The organism is Actinomycetota bacterium (genome assembly GCA_030684515.1).
Lineage (GTDB): Bacteria > Actinomycetota > Actinomycetes > S36-B12 > S36-B12 > UBA11398.
On record JAUXVJ010000009.1, the window covers coordinates 291,438 to 310,225 of the forward strand.

General features: G+C 59.2%; 22 protein-coding genes and 1 tRNA gene. 9 read left to right on the forward strand and 14 right to left on the reverse strand.

Annotated elements, in window-relative coordinates; genetic code table 11:
- Nucleotides 1–23: 23 nt before the first annotated feature.
- Nucleotides 24–980, reverse strand: coding sequence for an ABC transporter permease (locus Q8M73_03170; protein ID MDP2287548.1), 957 nt, complete (start codon nucleotides 978–980; stop codon nucleotides 24–26).
- 408 nt (nucleotides 981–1,388) lie between these two features.
- Here Q8M73_03170 and Q8M73_03175 point away from each other — a divergent pair, with 408 nt between their 5' ends.
- Nucleotides 1,389–1,769 carry a TetR/AcrR family transcriptional regulator gene (locus Q8M73_03175; protein ID MDP2287549.1) on the forward strand — a complete coding sequence of 127 codons (381 nt, stop codon included), beginning with the start codon at nucleotides 1,389–1,391 and terminating at the stop codon, nucleotides 1,767–1,769.
- 142 nt (nucleotides 1,770–1,911) lie between these two features.
- On the opposite strand, the gene Q8M73_03180 is transcribed toward Q8M73_03175, so the two are convergent.
- The 4 genes from Q8M73_03180 to Q8M73_03195 all read right to left on the reverse strand — a co-directional run bounded on the left by Q8M73_03180 (nucleotide 1,912) and on the right by Q8M73_03195 (nucleotide 4,441).
- Nucleotides 1,912–2,613 carry a DNA alkylation repair protein gene (locus Q8M73_03180; GenBank protein MDP2287550.1) on the reverse strand — a complete coding sequence of 234 codons (702 nt, stop codon included), beginning with the start codon at nucleotides 2,611–2,613 and terminating at the stop codon, nucleotides 1,912–1,914.
- Complete coding sequence (locus Q8M73_03185; protein MDP2287551.1) at nucleotides 2,591–3,370, reverse strand: sulfotransferase family protein; 780 nt, start codon at nucleotides 3,368–3,370, stop codon at nucleotides 2,591–2,593. Before Q8M73_03185 ends, Q8M73_03180 begins: the two co-directional genes overlap by 23 nt.
- A gap of 58 nt (nucleotides 3,371–3,428) precedes the next feature.
- Nucleotides 3,429–3,502 (reverse strand) — tRNA-Pro (locus tag Q8M73_03190).
- 15 nt (nucleotides 3,503–3,517) lie between these two features.
- Nucleotides 3,518–4,441: a metallophosphoesterase gene (locus tag Q8M73_03195; protein ID MDP2287552.1), complete on the reverse strand. Its 924-nt coding sequence runs from the start codon at nucleotides 4,439–4,441 to the stop codon at nucleotides 3,518–3,520.
- 60 nt (nucleotides 4,442–4,501) lie between these two features.
- On the opposite strand from Q8M73_03195, the gene Q8M73_03200 reads away from it, so the two are divergent.
- Complete coding sequence (locus Q8M73_03200; GenBank protein ID MDP2287553.1) at nucleotides 4,502–4,969, forward strand: GatB/YqeY domain-containing protein; 468 nt, start codon at nucleotides 4,502–4,504, stop codon at nucleotides 4,967–4,969.
- A 162-nt stretch (nucleotides 4,970–5,131) separates the two neighbouring features.
- Nucleotides 5,132–5,437: a WhiB family transcriptional regulator gene (locus Q8M73_03205; protein MDP2287554.1), complete on the forward strand. Its 306-nt coding sequence runs from the start codon at nucleotides 5,132–5,134 to the stop codon at nucleotides 5,435–5,437.
- Between the two features lie 10 nt (nucleotides 5,438–5,447).
- Here Q8M73_03205 and Q8M73_03210 read toward each other — a convergent pair whose 3' ends face one another.
- Nucleotides 5,448–6,608, reverse strand: a complete 1,161-nt coding sequence (locus Q8M73_03210; GenBank protein ID MDP2287555.1) for an ArsA-related P-loop ATPase — start codon at nucleotides 6,606–6,608, stop codon at nucleotides 5,448–5,450.
- Nucleotides 6,605–7,588, reverse strand: a complete 984-nt coding sequence (locus Q8M73_03215) for an ArsA-related P-loop ATPase (protein MDP2287556.1) — start codon at nucleotides 7,586–7,588, stop codon at nucleotides 6,605–6,607. Before Q8M73_03215 ends, Q8M73_03210 begins: the two co-directional genes overlap by 4 nt.
- Nucleotides 7,589–7,649: 61 nt before the next feature.
- Here Q8M73_03215 and Q8M73_03220 point away from each other — a divergent pair, with 61 nt between their 5' ends.
- The 4 genes from Q8M73_03220 to Q8M73_03235 all read left to right on the forward strand — a co-directional run bounded on the left by Q8M73_03220 (nucleotide 7,650) and on the right by Q8M73_03235 (nucleotide 9,925).
- Nucleotides 7,650–7,811 (forward strand): hypothetical protein, encoded by a 162-nt coding sequence (locus Q8M73_03220; GenBank protein MDP2287557.1) that lies wholly within the window; start codon nucleotides 7,650–7,652, stop codon nucleotides 7,809–7,811.
- A gap of 1 nt (nucleotide 7,812) precedes the next feature.
- Complete coding sequence (locus tag Q8M73_03225) at nucleotides 7,813–8,277, forward strand: RidA family protein (protein ID MDP2287558.1); 465 nt, start codon at nucleotides 7,813–7,815, stop codon at nucleotides 8,275–8,277.
- On the forward strand, nucleotides 8,274–9,044 hold the full coding sequence (locus Q8M73_03230; protein MDP2287559.1) for an NUDIX hydrolase: 771 nt from the start codon (nucleotides 8,274–8,276) through the stop codon (nucleotides 9,042–9,044). The genes Q8M73_03225 and Q8M73_03230 overlap by 4 nt, the downstream gene beginning before the upstream one ends.
- Nucleotides 9,045–9,142: 98 nt before the next feature.
- Entirely contained in the window at nucleotides 9,143–9,925 is a 783-nt protein-coding gene (locus Q8M73_03235) for an MBL fold metallo-hydrolase (GenBank protein ID MDP2287560.1), read from the forward strand.
- Here the strand turns inward: Q8M73_03235 and Q8M73_03240 are convergent.
- The gene (locus Q8M73_03240) at nucleotides 9,884–10,558 is read right to left on the reverse strand and encodes a Crp/Fnr family transcriptional regulator (protein MDP2287561.1); all 675 of its coding nucleotides are present in this window, start codon (nucleotides 10,556–10,558) and stop codon (nucleotides 9,884–9,886) included. The two genes, Q8M73_03235 and Q8M73_03240, sit on opposite strands and share 42 nt — an antisense overlap.
- 72 nt (nucleotides 10,559–10,630) lie before the next feature.
- On the opposite strand from Q8M73_03240, the gene nth reads away from it, so the two are divergent.
- Nucleotides 10,631–11,326, forward strand: coding sequence for an endonuclease III (gene nth, locus Q8M73_03245; protein MDP2287562.1), 696 nt, complete (start codon nucleotides 10,631–10,633; stop codon nucleotides 11,324–11,326).
- A complete protein-coding gene (locus Q8M73_03250; GenBank protein ID MDP2287563.1) occupies nucleotides 11,326–12,516 on the forward strand; it encodes a MarP family serine protease in 1,191 nt (396 codons plus the stop codon). Before nth ends, Q8M73_03250 begins: the two co-directional genes overlap by 1 nt.
- A gap of 19 nt (nucleotides 12,517–12,535) precedes the next feature.
- On the opposite strand, the gene Q8M73_03255 is transcribed toward Q8M73_03250, so the two are convergent.
- The 6 genes from Q8M73_03255 to Q8M73_03280 are packed head-to-tail and all read right to left on the reverse strand — an operon-like array spanning nucleotide 12,536 to nucleotide 18,705.
- Nucleotides 12,536–13,438, reverse strand: coding sequence for an alpha/beta hydrolase (locus Q8M73_03255; protein MDP2287564.1), 903 nt, complete (start codon nucleotides 13,436–13,438; stop codon nucleotides 12,536–12,538).
- A gap of 2 nt (nucleotides 13,439–13,440) precedes the next feature.
- Nucleotides 13,441–13,836, reverse strand: a complete 396-nt coding sequence (locus tag Q8M73_03260) for a phage holin family protein (protein ID MDP2287565.1) — start codon at nucleotides 13,834–13,836, stop codon at nucleotides 13,441–13,443.
- Between the two features lie 9 nt (nucleotides 13,837–13,845).
- A complete protein-coding gene (gene nhaA, locus Q8M73_03265; GenBank protein ID MDP2287566.1) occupies nucleotides 13,846–15,129 on the reverse strand; it encodes a Na+/H+ antiporter NhaA in 1,284 nt (427 codons plus the stop codon).
- On the reverse strand, nucleotides 15,126–17,078 hold the full coding sequence (acs, locus tag Q8M73_03270) for an acetate--CoA ligase (GenBank protein ID MDP2287567.1): 1,953 nt from the start codon (nucleotides 17,076–17,078) through the stop codon (nucleotides 15,126–15,128). The genes nhaA and acs overlap by 4 nt, the downstream gene beginning before the upstream one ends.
- Before the next feature lie 43 nt (nucleotides 17,079–17,121).
- The gene (locus tag Q8M73_03275; GenBank protein ID MDP2287568.1) at nucleotides 17,122–17,892 is read right to left on the reverse strand and encodes an oxidoreductase; all 771 of its coding nucleotides are present in this window, start codon (nucleotides 17,890–17,892) and stop codon (nucleotides 17,122–17,124) included.
- 24 nt (nucleotides 17,893–17,916) lie between these two features.
- Entirely contained in the window at nucleotides 17,917–18,705 is a 789-nt protein-coding gene (locus tag Q8M73_03280) for an HAD-IB family hydrolase (GenBank protein MDP2287569.1), read from the reverse strand.
- Nucleotides 18,706–18,788 lie beyond the last annotated feature (83 nt).

Here is an 18,788-nt window from a genome sequence, read left to right on the forward strand (position 1 = left end):
GTCGCTTGTATGCGTCGTTACCGTCATGAAGTTGATCCTTTGCGCACTCTTGGATCTAAGAATCCGTAACTGAAATCAATGCACGTATTGATCACGACATAGACGACAGCGGTGAATACGACCACACCCGTTGCCATCGTGATGTCGCGTGCAGATATGGATGTGACCACCAACTGTCCCAAGCCAGGCAGCGAGAACAGACTCTCCACGATGACTGCGCCACCAATTGCTCGACCGAGGTTGATGCCGAAGAGGGTGACAAGGGAGAACGATGACGGACGAAGTGCGTGCCGCACCAGCACAAATGATCCAGTCATGCCCTTTGCCCGTGCTGCTGCGATGTAGTCCTCGCGCAATGTGGTGATGAGATCGGTGCGTAGGAGCCGGTGGAAGGAAGCAATCTCGGGAAGGGCAATTGCAAGAGCCGGGAGAAACGCAGAACGCAAGTTCAGTAGGAGTCCGTCTTCCTCGATGCGACTCCACCCGTTGACCGGGAAGAGATTGAATTGCACTGCGAACAGATAGATGAGCACGGGCCCAGCAACGAACGCGGGGATCGACAGGAACATCGACGAGAATGCATTGATCACTCGATCCGTGCGAGAACCAGGGCGCGTGGCGGAGATGATCGCCAGGGGTACTGCAATAACGAGTGCCATCGAAACCGCAAGAAGTGCCAACTCAAGTGTGACGGGAATTCGCTCGATGATGGCAGAAGTCACCGACTGACCTGTGATTGCTGAGTTGCCTAGATCTCCTTGCAGCGCATTGATCAGCCAATTCCAGTACTGCACCAGAATTGGCTGGTTCAATCCCAGCTTCTCATTTAGTGCGGCCACCTGATCAGGCGTGGCATTCTCGCCCAGGATCACGCCGGCAACAGAACCAGGAGCGAGACTCAGCATCGCAGTGACGGCAAATGTCACAATCAATATCACGAGCAAGCTCCGTGCAATTCGGCTTGAAGATGATCGCAACATCTCGCCACCTCTCAGTCGTAAAGCGCTGGGCACCTCTCTGGGAGCGCAGAACTGTGAGTGTGAGTGCACTGAGAGTGAGCGTCAACCGCTTTTCACCAATTGAATGTCGCATTATCAATTTCTTTTCGCGCGGGATTGCCCCGAGTTTGATTGCCTCCTGACCAGTGAGGATTCGCAGCGTTGTGGGAGCGAAATGTCAAGCGACAGACCGCAAGTGATCTCAGCAGATACGAAGATCCGGATCAGGATGTCTAACCCCGTGAATGAAGTTGTTTCAGTGAGATGGAATGTGGCACGTGGAACTGGAGCCCTTATGTAGAGGAATGAATTCTTGTCGGATCTTCGTGAGGGTGTGGTGTTGTTTGCACGAGCTATTTGTCGGCGTGAAGCAAGGCCCTCTCTCGAAAAGTGGCCAAGAAAGCCGGAGTGGGCATCGGAACCCTCTACCGTCGGTTCCCGTCGTGGGCCGAACTCATCGTTGCTGTCTACGAGCCAGCGATCAATGGCTGGGCAAATTCAAACCAAGAAGCACTCAAGGAATCGGACCCCTGTGATGGTCTTGGCAATGTCCTGACCGGACTGTTCGATTTGCAGTTCTCATTCCGTGGCTACGCAGACGTCATGACGATGAGCTTTCCGCTGTCTCCGGAATTCGAGTCCACGCGCCTGCGCGGAGTTGAGGGTCTTCGGGTAATGACCCGTCGGGCAAAGCGGCGCGGCTGCTTGCGCAAGGACTACTCGCCCCTGGACTTGATGATCTTCATGGCGGCAAATACTGGCAAACACTGACATTGTGGACGCAGGCGGAGATGTCGCCGGAGTTGCGTCGAAGCGATTGCTTGCCCATTTCCTCCGCTCAATCTTGGTGAATCCTGAAAAGAAGATTCCGCCGGCTCCAGAGTTGAGTGAAGTTGTGAAGGCTATGATGCGCCTAAGGCCTTTGCCGCATTAGCGCGCGATCGATTCCGCGTTGAGCTTCGCGCTTAGCAACCGGGGCAATGTTGGGATGACTGTCAACGAAGGCCTGCACATCCTGTGGCCAATACGCGCTTGCATCTCGCAAGGCCCAGCCGATTGCCTTGGCAAGCCAGAACTCGCGATCACTGATGTGTACCTCGCACATGGCAAAGAGCAGCTCCAGATCTGTCTCATCCTTGTTGCCACGTTGGTGTTGAATCGCCGCTCGAGCCAGCCAGATGTCCTTTGACTTCAGCCACTGCCACATGGTTCCTTGAAGCTCAGGGTAGGTGTTGACCAAAGGCGTGATGATCGCTGATCCGAGTCCGTCGACCGTGTCCCACCATGGCTTGGTGGCCACCAAGTACTGCACAGGCTGAAGCAGGAAGTCTGCTTTCAGTTCGCCTCGGTACCAGTCGAACGCATCAATGGCAGCATATTGAAATTCTCGCTGCGGCAGTTTCCACATCTCATGTGCGAATCGAGCGAGGTTGCTTTCGTCAAGCACGGGCAGGGCTTTCCAAGCGAGCTTCTGTGCCTTGCGGCGGGGAGCGCTTCTGATGCCGAGGTACGGCGCGATGTCCTTCATGTAGCGCTGCATTCCTATGGCATCGGCTGGGTCAGCCAAGGGCTGCAGTGCATGCTTTGTCGCGCTAACCCAGGCGCGGTACGGCATAGCCGAAGGCCTCGTAGTCCGCGGCATAGGCCTTGACCACTTTGGTCAGAAGTTCAGGTGTGTAGTGCTCGTTCATATGTGAGCCGGCGTTTGTCGCCTTGCGACAGAAGAACTCCTCCTTCAAGTCAGGCGTGGAAGTCAGCCTGCCGAGAAGGTCCCAGGAGTCTTCGAGGTCTTCAAGATGGATGAGGGCATTGAACTTGATGAAGCCAAAGCCGACCTGATCGGTTTGGCGCCGCCAATGCGGATCCTGTTGCCGTGAAGGCAGTGCCGTCACCACGTCGATGAAGTCGGCGAAGCTGATGTCTTGAGGGCTCGCGGGAGCCCGCCCCTGTTCTTTAAGAATCTCAAAAATTGGTTCACTTTGTTGCAGGCCTTGGGTGATCTTCTCCAGCCACCCTGAGAGCAGTCGCGATGCTGGCTCGCGAACAATCGCGAATCGCTGCAGCTTTCGACTGGTGAGCACATCTTCAAGCTCTGCCTGTGGAAGTTGGTATGGCTTGATGAAGGGTGTCGCCAGTTTTCGGTTATGGGGGTTGTCTTGAATCTGCTCAACGAGGGCCTCGCTGAAGCGCGAAGCTTCCAGTCCGCCCAGAGTTGACTTCATCGTGCCGCAGCCGGCCTTTGGAACCTCGAAGTAGACGTACTTGTTCACCAAGGAGATGTGCGTGTGCAGATTGATTGATCGCCAGCCCATCGATTGGACATAGCGTCCCGTCACCTTGCCGAGCTCGCTCACAGACGGACGACGATTCATGTCGACAGCCTCCTATTTAAATGCGGGGGCCGACTCCGCGTCGGCCCCCGCATCAGCGTCGGGGTGGCGGGATTCGAACCCACGACCTCTTCGTCCCGAACGAAGCACGCTACCAAGCTGCGCCACACCCCGAAGGACCAGCGGAGTCTAACGGAGCGAGGACGACAGCGGGGCGGTCAGGGTGAGCAGGGTTGCCTCTGGTCGACAGGCAAATCGGAAAGGCGCATAAGGCGATGTGCCGCATCCAGCGGAGACGTGCAATGGCGAGCTCTTCAGCTGACCATCAGCGTCTTGGAGCTCATAGGTGGACAGGCCACGCGAAGCCTTGCGATCCAAATCGCAATTGGTGACCAGAGCTCCGAAGCCAGGGACGCGCAGTTGTCCGCCGTGGGTGTGCCCGGCAAGCACGAGGTCAGCGCCATCACCGACGAAGCCATCAAGCACTCTTCGATACGGCGCATGTACGACGCCGATCGCCAAGTCGGCATCCGGGTCAAAGGGACCGGCCACGTCCTGATAGCGATCGCGGCTGATGTGCGGATCGTCAACCCCGCGCAGTTCAAGAGCTCGCCCGTCGGCCTTCATCGTTGCCGATTGATTCGTCAGGTCCTGCCAGCCCATGTCTATCAGCCCGTCAACGAGATCCTGCCAGGGCAGCATCGGCCGAACCGGCTCGCGTTGGGTCGGCGACTTGAAGTACATGAAGGGGTTGAGGGGTCGTGGCGCGAAGTAGTCATTGCTGCCAAGCACGAAGGCACCCGGCAGATCAAAGAGTGGGTCCAGGCTGTCGAGCACATGCGGAATCGCATCCAGATCTGCCAGGAAATCGCCGGTCACGACAACGAGGTCCGGCTCAAGATCGCGCAAGGACTGCAGCCACAGGTGTTTCTTGCTCTGACCTGGGACGAAATGCATGTCCGAGATATGTAGGATCCGCAGGTCCGGTTGCCCCAGTGGAAGCACCGTGACTTCTGCCCTGCGCACGGTGAAGGCTTGCGTCTCCCAGTAGGCATAGGCCAATCCAGCCGCCCCGAGTGCAGCCGTGCCGACGACTGCTTTGCCAATACCCATGGGTCGATGGTGACACCCCAAGGCTGTTCCCAGCAATTGCGGGTAGGCCACAATGCCGATATGACCGTACTCAAAGCCCAACTGCAGGCCGATCTGAAGACTGCGATGAAGGCGCGAGATCAACTCACCGCTTCCACACTGCGCATGGCGCTCACGGCCGTCACAAATGAAGAGGTAGCGGGCAAGCAAGCGCGCGTACTCAGCGATGAGGACGTACTCGCAGTATTGGGCAAGGAAGCCAAGAAGCGCCGTGAGGCGGCGGAGGCCTATGACGCTGCGGATCGCCCTGAGCTGGCGACCAAGGAGCGCGATGAACTCGCAGTACTGGAGTCCTATCTTCCGGAGGGATTGAGCGCCGATGAGGTGCAGTCGATCATCACCGCTGCGGTGGCCCAGGTCGGTGAGCAGGGACTTTCCGGGGGCGCAGCCATGGGGGCTGTCATGAAGCTTGTCCAGCCTGCCGTCAAGGGTCGAGCCGATGGTGCAGCCGTTGCCGCGGCGGTAAAGGCCGCTCTCGGTGTCAGCTGATCGTCACCCTCCCTATATCGATATCGAATAGCTCTTTGTAGCTATAAATAAATGGTTCTTATGAACCTATTGTTGGTCTCTTCATCTGCGTAGCGTCACGGTCATACCTGTGGGCCAGATCACTACAAATCAGATGATCAACGAGCAAAAGGGGTTCGACTTATGACCTTCGACACCGACTGGGCAGCACAAGCAGCATGCCGGACAGCAGATCCAGACACATTGTTCGTGCAGGGTGCCGCTCAGAATCGAGCGAAGGCTATTTGCTCCGGATGCATCGTGCGTACGGAATGTCTTGCAGACGCCCTTGATAACCGCGTGGAATTTGGCGTGTGGGGTGGCATGACCGAGCGTGAGCGCCGTGCGCTGCTGCGCCGTCGTCCAAATGTCGCCTCTTGGCGCCTGCTCCTGCAGAACGCGAGCGAGGATTTTGCTCGACAGACGCCAATGGCTGTGCGCGTCTCCTAGACATCGTCGGTTATTCAGCGGCGAGCAACTCGCCAATCTGACGAAGTCCCTCAAGGTCGTGAACATCCTCGGCTAGCGCCGGCACTGTTGTGATCGGCACCAGAGCATGTGCTGATGTGAATCTTGCCGTGAGTTGCTGCTGACGTTGCATGGTGGCTGCGCGATCTGCGTGCAGAAGCAGGAGCGAGGCAACGAGGCGACTGTTGGCATCGCCGTCACTGAGGCGCTCGGCTGCTGCCAGCGCCTGCTCACGTGAGACCTTCGGCAAGCTGAGCTCCTGAACTCGATTGAGCACGAGTCCGGCCAAGGGCATGCCATCGGCGTGCAGGCGTTCAACAAAGTACGAAGCCTCGCGCAGTGCGTCGGCTTCCGGGGTCGCTACTACAACAAATGACGTTCCGGAATCCTTCAACAGCGCATAGGTCGCATCCGCGCGCTCGCGAAATCCGCCGAAGGTGGTGTCGATCGCGGCCACGAAGGAACCCACGTCATTGAGCACCTGTGATCCAAGAATCCGTGACAGCACACTTGTGAAGAATCCGAAGCCCACCGAAGCAAGTCTTCCGATGCCCTTGCCTGCACCACGTGCCGGTGCTGTCAGCACGCGAATGAAGCGCCCATCAAGAAAGGATCCCAACCGAGCGGGTGCGTCAAGGAAATCCAATGCCGTCCGGGACGGTGGGGTGTCTACAACGATGAGATCCCAACTGCCATCGGCTTGTGCTTGGGCATGGAGTTGACCAAGTTTCTCCATTGCCATGTACTCCTGTGTCCCGGCAAACGAGGACGACAGTGATTGGTAGAAAGGGTTCTCCAAAATGGTCTTGGCGCGATCAGGGTCAGCATGTCGCTCGACGACGTCGTCGAAGGTCCGCTTCATATCCAGCATCATCGCGTCCAGGCTTCCGCCAGCTTCTGTGTCAACGCCCTCGACCGGTCTTGGGGTGTTGTCCAACTCGGCAATGCCCATAGCCTGCGCAAGGCGTCGGGCAGGGTCGATCGTCAGCACACACACCCTGCGACCGCTTTCGGCCGCCCGCAATGCGATAGCTGCGGCTGTTGTCGTTTTTCCGACTCCACCCGAACCAGTGCACACAATGATGTGCACGTTTGGGTCGGAAACGATCGAGTCGAGATGTAGCGCAGGGGAGGTCAACACCGATCCACTCATTGGATGCCTTCTTCGAACATGGTCTCCGCGAGTGCGTAGAGCTCACCAAGCGCAACTCCTTGCGCTAAGTACGGCAGCGTGAACAGGGGTAGTTCAAGTTCGTCGATGCGTTCTTGTTCGCGCGCCTCAAGATCTGTGCGGCGTACGTGATCAATGGCCTCCTGCAGCAGGCCGGATGCAACATCCTTGGCGGGCTGGCGGATGCCCGCTGCTACAGCGAGTTCACCGACCTTGGATCTGGGAAGCGTGCCCTTGCGGACCCGTGCGCTCTGGCGTTCATCGAGCAGTGGCGTGCGCACCATGTTGACGAACACCGCACCCACGGGAAGCTGGGCCGCGCGTAACTCATTGATGCCGTCGATGGTCTCCTGCACTGGCATTTCCTCAAGCAAGGTCACCAGGTGCACGGCCGTCTGAGGCGAGCCAATGACCCCCATCACCATTTCGGCGTGACGATGGATGGGACCGGTCTTGGCAAGCGCGGAGACTTGTGCGGTGACATTGAGGAATTGCGCGATGCGACCAGTGGGTGGGGCATCGATGACGACATGGTCGTATGCGTTGGACGCCCGCTTGGTCTTTCGTCGCACGACCTCGCACGCCTTGCCAGTGAGGAGCACATCACGAAGCCCTGGCGCCAAAGTTGTGGCGAAGTCGATAGCCCCCATCTTTCGCATCGCAGAGCCGGCTCGACCAAGGTTGTAGAAGCTGGCGAGGTAGTCGACCAGGGCGTCATCGGGGTCAACAGCCAATGCCCAGACCTCACCGTCGCCGGGAGCAATAGCGATTCGGCGCTCCTCGTAGGGCAGCGGTGCGGTGTCAAAGAGCTGAGCGATGCCCTGCCGACCTTCAACTTCCATCAACAGCGTCCGCTTGCCATCGCGGGCCAGACACATGGCCAAGGCCGCTGCCACCGTTGTTTTCCCCGCGCCACCTTTGCCGGAGACGACATGCAGTGCCGTTCCCGACCAGTTGACCATCCGGTCAGCGTAATCCGAGACGGTAGTCGAGCGTTGCCTCGATGCAGCTAGGGTCTGGAGCATGACCAAATGGGAATACGTCACAGTGCCGCTGCTCGTTCACGCCACCAAGCAGATTCTGGATAACTGGGGCATGGATGGCTGGGAACTTGTGCAGGTCGTACCCGGTCCAAACACCGACCAGCTCGTGGCGTATCTGAAGCGTCCGATTGCGGCCGCCTGACATGACAGTCGAGAGTCGTCTTGCTGAAATTGGCCTGAGCGTCCCCGAGATTGCTGCCCCGGTGGCCGCATATGTGCCTGCCGTGCGTTCAGGAAATCTGGTGTTCACGTCTGGTCAGTTGCCGATGCTCAATGGTGAAATCCCGATGACCGGCAAGGTTGGTGCTGAGGTTACGCCAGATGAGGCCGCAGAGTTGGCCAAGATCTGCGCACTCAATGCGATCGCCGCAGTGAAGGGCGTCATTGGTGACCTTGAGAAGGTCGTGCGCGTGGTGAAAGTTACGGGCTTTGTCGCCAGCGCTCCCGGCTTCACCTCCCAGCCGATTGTCGTCAACGGTGCGAGCGCTGTGTTGGGGCAAGCGTTCGGCGATGCAGGGGTGCATGCCCGCTCGTCGCTTGGCGTTGCTTCATTGCCGCTGGATGCGCCAGTTGAGGTCGAACTCATTGTGGAGGTTCTTGGCTCGTGAGTGATCTTCCCGATGACGCACTCGTGCGTGCTCGAGAACTCGCTTCCGGAAAGGCCAACTGGGCCCCTGCGCCGCCTCGCTCGGCTGCCACGGTGCTGCTGCTGCGAGAGACCGAATCCGGTCTTGAGACGTACATGATGAAGAGGGCTCGCACAATGGCCTTTGCGGCAAATGCGTATGTCTTTCCCGGGGGAAGGCTGGATCCAGAAGATCTTGAACAGGGTGCGCTGCTCGATGACCCCATCTTCGATTTCACTGCACTCGCAAGTCGATTGAGCACCGATGAACGCGAAGCTCGCGGCTTGCTGGTCTGCGCTGCCAGGGAGTTGGAGGAGGAAGCGGGCGTCGTGGTTGATCCGCGAACACTTGTGGTGATTGATCACTGGGTGACGCCGGAGTGGGAGCCCTTGCGTTACGACGTTCGATTCTTTGTTGCCTACCTGCCTGATGACCAGGCCCCGCAACCTCGGGGCACTGAGGCGGTTGAAGCCCGCTGGCTGGAGCCGGCCCAAGCCATTCAAGAAGCCAATGCCGGAGAGATCTTGCTGATGGCACCGACGCGAGCGGCCCTTGAGCATTTACTTGAGCATTCGCAGATTGAACTTCTCATCGAAGCCGCGCATGCGCGTGAGATCGTGCCGCGTATGGATCGCCTGCATGTGCACGACGACGGTTCCACGAGCTTTGCCATCGTGCACGACCGCACGGGTGAGATCCTCACGAGCGATCGTCCTGCACCACCGACTGAGACCAGCAGGCCCGTATGAGTGGCCGACCGCTGCCTTTTCTTGGTTCTCGGGCTTCGTGGGAGGGCGGTTCGGTAACGAATAGCGCAGTTTGCGTGCTGGCGCACAATCCCAATGTGATGACTCTGGATGGCACCAACACCTGGCTCCTGCACGTGCCGGGCTCGCGAAAGTGCATTGTGATCGACCCCGGTCCAGATGAGAAGGGACACTTCGAAGCGATCATCGCTGCTGCCGAATTGCGCGATGCTGAAATCGGCGCGATTCTGCTGACCCATCGACACTCAGATCATTCGGCAGGTGCAAAATCATTGGCTGAGCGGACGAAGTCCTATGTGCGTGCAGCTGATCCTGAGTTTCGCCTGGGTGCCGAAGGACTTGAAACCGGCGACGTGATCGTGGTTGATCAAACAGAGCTTCGCGTCATCTCCACGCCCGGACATTCCAGCGACAGCGTGAGTTTTCTGATGACGCATGACAATTCGATGCTGACCGGCGACACCGTGCTCGGTCGCGGAACCGCAGTTATCTCGGCTCCCGACGGCAATGTGGGTGCTTACCTGGACAGCCTGAAGCGCATGCGAGATGCGGTGGCGCAGAATGCAGTCGGCTTGCTGCTGCCAGGCCACGGCCCGTGTCTTGATGCGCCGGACGACATACTCAATGGCTACTACGAGCATCGGGTGGCGCGGCTTGAAGAAGTGCGCGTGGCAACGACTATTGGGTTGCGCACCTCTGAAGAGGTGCTCGATCAGGTGTATGCCACAACTCCAGAGAAACTACGGCCTGCGGCTCTGCAGTCGGTGAAGGCGCAGTTGCTGCACTTGCAGGGCCTTGGTCAGTTCACAACTGACGAGGATCTAACGAGCCCGCCGACCAAGACGCTCGACGTCGAGTATTAGCACCTGACGCGATTCGAGTCGGATCCAACCGCGCTGCGCAAAATCAGCCAGAGCCTTGTTGACTGTCTCGCGCGAGGCTCCAACGAGTTGAGCGAGTTCTTCTTGGGTCATGTCATGAGTGACCATCAAGCCCTCAGGCGTGATGGTGCCGAACTTCTCGCCGAGATCCATCAATGCCTTGGCAACGCGTCCGGGCACATCAGAGAAGACGAGATCGGCCATGGCTTCATTGGTTCGTCGGAGGCGACGCGCGAGTGCCTGCAGCAATGCCGTGGCAACTTCGGGGCGGCCGGCAAGCCACGGGCGGAGTTGATCGTTGCCCAAGCCGAGCACGACTGCATCGGTGAGTGCTGTGGCTGTCGAAGTGCGCTGACCTGGATCAAACAAACTGAGTTCGCCGAACATTTCACCAGGGCCAAGCACTGCCAGCAGTGACTCTCGACCGTCAGCAGAGGTCTGACCGAGCTTGACCTTGCCGTCAACGATGACGTACATGCGATCGCCGGGCTCTCCCTCAGCGAAGAGCACTTCTCCCTTGACGACCGTGCGCTCTACCAGCGAGGCACGCAGTGCCGTGGCACCCTCGATATCCAACGCTGCGAACAGCGGGGCACCCATCACGACTTCGTCCACAGACACATTCTGACCTATCAGGCGGCGACCCGGTACACGGCTAGTCATCACGTGGGCGCATACGCTGTCCGGATGGTCGAGTTGGCAACACAAAAACGGCGATTTCGCGCCGTATTTCTCGCCCTGGAGGAGCAATATCCAGACGTGAAGTGCGAGTTGGACTTCACCACCCCCCTCCAGCTTCTGGCCGCCACCATCTTGAGCGCTCAAAGCACAGATGTGCGTGTGAACAAGGTGACTCCAGAGCTGTTTGCGCGATATCGATCAGCGGCGGATTTCGCCGGGGCGGATCGAGCCGATATCGAGCGCATCATCTATCCCACGGGCTTCTTCCGAGCCAAGGCAGCAAGCCTGCAGGGATTGGGTCAGCAGCTCTGTGATCGCTTCGATGGCGAAGTGCCAATGACCCTTGAAGAATTGGTGACGCTGCCCGGTGTCGGTCGCAAGACGGCAAATGTGCTGCTCGGCGAAGCCTTCGGACTTCCGGGCATCACCGTCGATACGCACCTTGGGCGGCTTGCTCGACGACTCGGCTGGACAACACACACCGACCCGGTGAAAGTCGAACGCGATTTGATGGTCCTTTGGCCCAAGAAGCATTGGACCAAGGCATCCCAGCTCTTAATCTGGCATGGGCGTCGTCGATGCCATGCCATTCGACCGGCCTGCGGTGCATGCACGTTGGTGCGCTGGTGTCCTGCCTATGGCGAGGGGCCCACTGATCCGGTGGCCGCGGCCAAGTTGGTTCGCTTAGCGGGGCGTGGCTAGTGAGTCTGGTCGACTGGGTACTCATCGGCGCGGTCATCGTCTTTGCCTGGGCCGGATGGCGGCAGGGCTTCGTGGCTGGCCTGTTGTCCTTCGCGGGATTCCTTGGTGGTGGCCTGCTGGCGGCCTTCTTACTGCCCGATGTGATCTCCTCTCGGGTCAGCGAAGGTGTTATGCGCGCGGTGATACTGATCGGTGCGATCCTGTTGTCAGCACTCTTGGGCCAAGGCCTGACTTCGATCCTTGGTCGATGGCTGCGTGATGCCATCACGTGGAGACCAGCGCGATTGGTCGACAACATTCTTGGCGCGGCGCTCAATGTGTTGGCACTTGCGGTGATGACCTGGATTCTGGCCAGTGCCATCGCGATGCTGCCGCGCACAGAGGCCACATCAATGATCCAGCAATCCAAAGTGGTCACCACCTTGGACGGGCTCGTGCCAGACCAGGTGCGCGATGCCTTCGTTCACCTTCGTGATGCCGTTGGCGAAGGTGCGCTGCCAAGGGTGTTCTCGACTCTGGCTGAAATCGTTGGCCCTGAAGTCCCCGCGCCTGACGATTCATTGGTCAATGCGCCAGTCATTCAGCAGTCTGCGAGTTCGGTCGCGCGCATCGTTGGCATTGCAGCGGATTGCAGCACAAGTCTGTCCGGCTCTGGATTCTTTGTCGGCCAGGGCTTCCTTCTCACCAACGCGCATGTGGTTGCTGGCGTGACCAATCCAGAAGTGCAGGTTGGCAACCAGAGATGGCCTGCTTCAGTCGTCTACTTCGATCCGCAACTTGACGTTGCGGCTTTGAAGATCGACGTGATCTCTGTTCCGCCGCTGGCTTTGCGCACCAGTCCTCCTGCGTCGGGATCGGATGCTGTCGCAATCGGGTACCCGGGGGGTGGAGATCTGCAGATCCTGCCGGCGCGAATCAGGGCTTTGGTCGATGCGCGTGGCGACGACATCTACGGCAAGTCAGGGGTGCAGCGGCAAGTGATCACCTTCAAGGGCAATGTCATCCAGGGAGACTCTGGTGGACCTCTGCTTGCACCTGATGGCGCTGTGCTGGGCATGGTCTTCGGCTCTGGCATAGGAGATGCGACGACTGGATTCGCGATTGCTTCAAGTGAGCTGAAGCCGGCAATCATCGAAGGCAGCAGCGCGCAAAAGCCAGTGTCAACCGGGACCTGCGTTCTTCGGGACTAGTGCAAGGATCGCTCGGAACTCATGGAAGTCTGCGCAGCCATTGCAGAAGAACAGCATTGAATGCGTCTGGTGTCTCTTCTTGAGGGAAGTGACCGCTTGAGAATTCATGCCATTCGTATCGGCCGGTGCACCTGTCGGCGCTGCCCTCGCTTGTGCTTGGCAGGCACATTGGGTCGTCGGCGCCCTGCAGGTGCAGAACAGGGCAAGTGACGTCCTGCTTCATCGCTGTATAGAAGCGCCGACCGTCAGCACGAGGAAGCGACCGGACTGCCCAGCGGTGGTATTCGATCGATGTATGGGCTGTAGGCCAACGACTGAAGGCCGCACGGTAGATCTCAGACTGATTGTTGACCCAGGTATCGTCGGCTGACCATTTGCGCAGCAGGCGTTCAACTCTCGCTGCATCCTTCTTCGCCAAGCGACGTTCTGGGCGAATTGGAATTTGAAATCCCACGGCGTACATCAAGCGCTTCAACTGCTGCTGTTTAAGAAGATTCCCGCGAAGACTTCGGGGGTGCGGCATCGCCACGGGAACGATGGCCGCAACCACCTCAGGATGCATAACCGACATCGCCCACGCGACCATCCCCCCCCAGCCGTGACCAACGATGACGGCGCGTTCTTCGCCCAGGCTGCGCGTCAGGCCGGCGATGTCCGCAGCAAGAGTGAAGGGGTCATAGCCATGTGGAGGGTGGTCGGAGCCTCCGTAGCCACGCATATCAACAGCAATGGCGCGGTAGCCAGCATCGGCAAGCGCGGTAATCTGCTGGCGCCAGGTCCACCAAAATGTCGGAAAGCCGTGCAACAGGATGACGGCTGGGCCCGCGCCCTGCTCCACTACGTGGAATCGAGCTCCATTCGCCGAGACATCGCGATGCTGCCAAGGTCCGGGCGCGTAGATGACGCGCTCAGCGAGCGCCACGTTCAGGAAGGTGTATCGGTTGGTGCGAAGGCCTCTGAAGTCTTTTCCATTTCACGAATAGCCAATGCTGGGCCCTTGATCTTGCGCGCCTGATTTCTTGCCAACAGAGCTGTGAGCAGCGTGACTCCAAGCAGGAGCAAAGTGACGATGCCAAAGGCCGCCCACGTCTGCAATCCGAGTTGCACAAGGACATAGACGATGGTGAACAGCAGGAACATCAGAACAAGAGGTGCCGAGATGAGAGAAACCAAACCAAGGGCGGTGGCGCTGGTCATCGCGTTGCGCGAGGCCTTCATCTCTGCTTGCGCCAGAGCCAAATTGGCCTTGGCCAGACGCTTGGCGTCAGTCACGGTCTTGGAGACCAGATCCATGATGCTGGGCTGAGGGCTGTCAGGCATGAGTTGAGGTTACCGGTCCTGGTCCGGCTGGACCATCGGTGTCGGGGAATCCTCCCCAGTGTCCTCACCCGCCTCGCCCTGCAGCCCCGCCGATGATCGGCCTCGTAGGAGCAGAGCAATACCGGCAAGGGTCGCTGCGATCAGTGATGCCGCGAGCACCGCGAGCTTTGCCGAATCAAGTGAGTCGCCGGTGTAGCTGAGTTCGGAGATCAGCAGCGCGACGGTGAAGCCGATACCGCCCAGCAGGCCGACGGCAACAATGTCGAGCCATCGAAGTGAGGGTGCAAGTGAGGCCTTGGTGAAGCGGGCGACACCCCATGAAGTCAGCAGAATGCCGATCGGCTTTCCAAGCACGAGGCCGGCCATGATGCCAACAGCGATGGGTGACGTGATCGCTGTGACCACGCCTATCGACCGAAGGTCGACGCCGGCAGCCACGAAGGCGAATATCGGCACGCAGATGCCCGCACTCAGCGGATGCAGACGGTGCGCGAGGCGGTCAGCCGGAGACACAGCCTCGCCTGGATCAGCTCGCACTCGCGTCAGGAGCCCTAGGGTCACACCTGCCACCGTCGCGTGGACGCCGCTCATATGCATGAACTCCCAGGTCAGCAGAGCAAGTGGCACGTAGAGAAACGCGGATCGAATGCGTTGACGTTGTGCCCAGGCATAGCCCACGCAGCAAAGGACCGAGAGTGCGAACCAACCGACGTTGATGCTCTCGGTGTAGAAGATCGCGATCACCATGATGGCTCCAAGGTCATCGACTACCGCGAGTGTCAGGAGAAATGCTCGAAGCGCGATCGGGAGTTTTCGTCCAAGGACAGCAAGGACGGCAAGCGCGAAGGCAATATCCGTTGCCATCGGTATGCCCCAACCGCCGGGCATGCCATCAGGAGATGCAAGGTTGACGCCGACGAAGAACAATGCGGGGACTGCCATGCCACCGATCGCAGCGGCGATCGGCACGGCAGCCTTGCGCACATTTGAAAGAGAGCCGAGTACGAGTTCGTGCTTGAGTTCCAGACCAATGACGAAAAAGAACACTGCAAGCAGTCCGTCAGCTGACCAGGCGCTGAAAGACAGATTCAGGTGCAATGCCTCAGGACCAAATTGGAACTGTACGAGATCGGCGTAGACATCCCCCCAAGGCGAATTCGCCCAGATCAGCGCAACTGCTGCTGCAATGAGCAGCAGTACTCCGCCGACTGTCTCGTCGCGAAGCTGTTCGACAACCCAACCACGTTGAGTGGACGAAAGCTTGCCCAGAAATTCTTCCCGTTGGGCGTTCAATCCTGGCTCTTCCCCTGCGCAAGTCCAGCTGAGATCAGATTCATGACGGTTGGGTCCGCGAGAGTCGTCGCATCACCGAGATCGCGATGTTCTGCGACGTCGCGCAACAGGCGACGCATGATCTTTCCGGAGCGGGTCTTTGGAAGTTCAGCCACGATCAGGATCTGTCTCGGCTTAGCGATAGGTCCGATCTCGTGGGCGACGTGATTGCGCAGCTCTTGAGCCAAGTCAGGCCCGTCCTCAGCTCCGGCGCGCAGGATGACGAACGCCACGATTCCTTGTCCTGTGCGTTCGTCTTCAGCTCCGACTACGGCTGCCTCGGCGACCTTGGGATGGGAGACCAGCGCTGACTCGACCTCCGTTGTGGAGATGCGATGGCCAGAGATGTTCATGACATCGTCCACGCGCCCAAGAATCCAGATGGCCTTGTCTGAGTCGAGCTTGGCTCCATCGCCTGCGAAGTACTCGTTTGGCCAGCGCGTCCAGTAGGTCTCGACGTAACGATCGTTGTCACCCCAGATGCCGCGCAGCATCGCTGGCCACGGCTCTGTCAGCACAAGGTAGCCGCCGGAGCCAGGTGGAACAGGGACTCCGTGATCATCAACCACGACCGCGCTGATGCCAGGGATCGGGCCCATGGCCGAGCCGGGCTTTGTTGCAGTGATCCCCGGAAGCGGGCTGATCATGATGCCGCCGGTTTCGGTTTGCCACCAGGTGTCAACGATCGGGCAGTTGTTGTTGCCAATGACTTCGCGGTACCACATCCACGCCTCAGGATTAATGGGTTCGCCGACTGATCCGAGTACGCGCAGTGACGACAGGTCATGGCCTTGCGGAAGTTCATCGCCCCACTTCATGCACGTGCGGATTGCCGTGGGCGCGGTGTAGAGGATGGAGACCTTGTGCCGTTCGATGATGTCCCACCAGCGATCTCGAGTGGGAGTATCAGGCGTGCCTTCGTAGATGACTTGAGTGACGCGATTGGCCAGTGGCCCGTAGACGACATATGAGTGACCGGTGACCCAGCCAATGTCGGCTGTGCACCAGTAGATGTCAGTGTCGGGCTTGAGATCAAAGACCACACGATGGGTGTATGCCGCTTGCACCAGGTAGCCACCAGAGGTGTGCAGGATCCCCTTGGGCTTCCCCGTGGTGCCAGAGGTGTAGAGAATGAACAGCGGCTGCTCACTGTCGAAGGCAACTGGTGTGTGCTGCTCTGACTGCTCCTCCACAACGTCGTGCCACCACAAGTCGCGACCCTGGACCCAGTCAACTTCGCCGCCGGTGCGCTTCACGACGATGACCTTGTTGACCGGCGTCGGCGATGCAAGCGCCTCGTCGACGGCGGGCTTCAACGGCATTGCTGCTCCGCGTCTGTACTGCCCGTCGGCCGTGATGACGAGCGAGGCCTGTGCGTCGTCTATGCGACTGCGCAGTGCCGTTGCTGAGAATCCAGCAAAGACCACGGAATGCGGTGCACCGATGCGTGCGCACGCGAGCATGGAGATGACTGCCTCCGGAATCATCGGCAGGTAGATCGTGACACGGTCACCGGCTTTGATGCCCAGCGAAGTCAAAGCATTCGCAGCCTTGCTGACCTCACCCAACAAATCTGCATAGGTCAGATCGCGACGGTCCCCGGGCTCGCCCTCAAAACGCAGCGCGACCTGGTCGCCGTAGCCATCCTCGACATGGCGGTCAACGCAGTTGTAGGCCACGTTGAGCTTCCCGTCGACAAACCAGTGAGCAAACGGCACATTCGACCAATCGAGCACAGAGTTGAACGGCTGCTCCCAAGAGATGTGCCGTGCCTGTTCAGCCCAGAACCCCAAACGGTCAGCGTCTGCACTCTCGAAGATCCCGGGCTGTGCATTGGCTTGCGCCGCAAACGCAGGTGTCGGCGGGAAGAGGCGATCCTCGCTGCCCAGGTTCGCAATTGTTTCGCTCATCTGCCTACCTAAGCACGCTGTGGCGAATGTTGGGAGTCTAGGCCTAGACGGTGACTGCGGCAGCGCCCATCGCGCATGAGGTGGCAAACCACAGGATCGACTCGGCAACGCCATCCACCGAGCCAGAGCCGTAGTTCTTGATCGCCTGCACATACGCCGGCCGGCCTGATTCAACGAAGCCATGCTCAGGGATGGTGAACAACGAAGGATCAAGTCCGCGCTCGGCCAGTACGCAGCGCACCAGCGCTCTGCCGATCAGGCCAGAGCCCCAGGCAAAGGGTCGCAGCCACAGAATCTCGTTGTGCACGAGCCCGGCCGTGAGCAGCCCGGGCAGGTCTGTTCTTCGGGTGACAAGGCTTGCCAGTGCCATCAAGTGAGGTGCCAAATCGATAGTGGGCGGCAAGGCGCCAATTCGCAGTGGATCATCCGCATCGTCACCTGACCGAGGCCGTCCAAGTGAATCTGCCGGTTCGAACTCACTTGAGGTGATCGCATGGAGATGCGCAATGACTTGCAGAGGAGCCTTGCCCCAAGCATCGACTTGTCCGGGGATTGCTGCGGTCACCCGCAGCGCGCTGTCCAGCACCCGCCCCATTGGCGAATCCTCAGCCACCACGACATCGGCTCCGTCGATGGTAGCCGAAGCGTGAGCTCCTCGCTGCGCGGAAGTTGCCGCTACTTCCGCGGCTGCCGCGCGGACGTCTCGACGCCACAGCACCGCGTCGATGTCCTCACGGGCACCCAACAATGCGGCAGCAACATCCTCGCGAGCCAAGAGCTGCTCGAGGAACGCTGGCTGGAAGACCTGACTCACAGGACGTGACACTATCCCGCGGGTTCAGGAGTGGCTTGCCGCGCGGGTGTAGCGGCGGATCGCATACCAGGCCAGACCGAGGGCGACTGCGCCAATCACTAGCCCAGAACTGGTTGCCGCAATCTGCTTGGAGTGCGACTTCAGGCCCACTGGCCGGGCGAAATCCATGATCGGCCACTCGTTGTCGAGTGCTGTTTCACGCAGTGCCGCATCAGGGTTCACCGCAACCGGATGGCCCACTGCCTGCAGCATTGGCAAGTCTGTTTGCGAGTCGCTGTATGCGTAGCAAGACGCAAGGTCATAGCCACGCTGCTCGGCTAGAGCACGCATCGCCTCTGCCTTGTTCTCGCCATATGCGTAGAACAGGATTTCGCCGGTGTACCGACCATGCTCGATTGCAGCCTGAGTGCCGATCGCGACATCAACGCCGAGTCGTGCTCCGATGGGCTCAACGAGGTCAGTGCCTGAAGCGGAGAGAATCACGATTTCGTGTCCGGCTGCGCGATGTTCGGCCATGAGATCGACGGCCTCCTGATAGACCATCGGATCGATGATGGTGTCCAGAGTCTCCGCGACGATGGACCGCACGGTCTCCACATCCCAGCCGATCACCAGGTTTGAGACATAGGAGCGCATCTGCTCCATCAGATCCTTGTCCGCCCCAGAGGTGACAAAGACAAGTTGAGCGTAGGCGCTGCGCAGCACTTCACGACGACCGATCAGCCCGCCGCGAAAGAAGGGACGGGCAAATGCAAATGCGCTCGACTTGGCCAGAATGGTCTTATCGAGGTCGAAGAATGCTGCCGTCGACATGGTTCCACGGTAACTCAGTCATCCACACGAACCAATTTGCGCAAGGGTGTCCACAGGGCAATCACTGAGTGAAGATCTGTGAT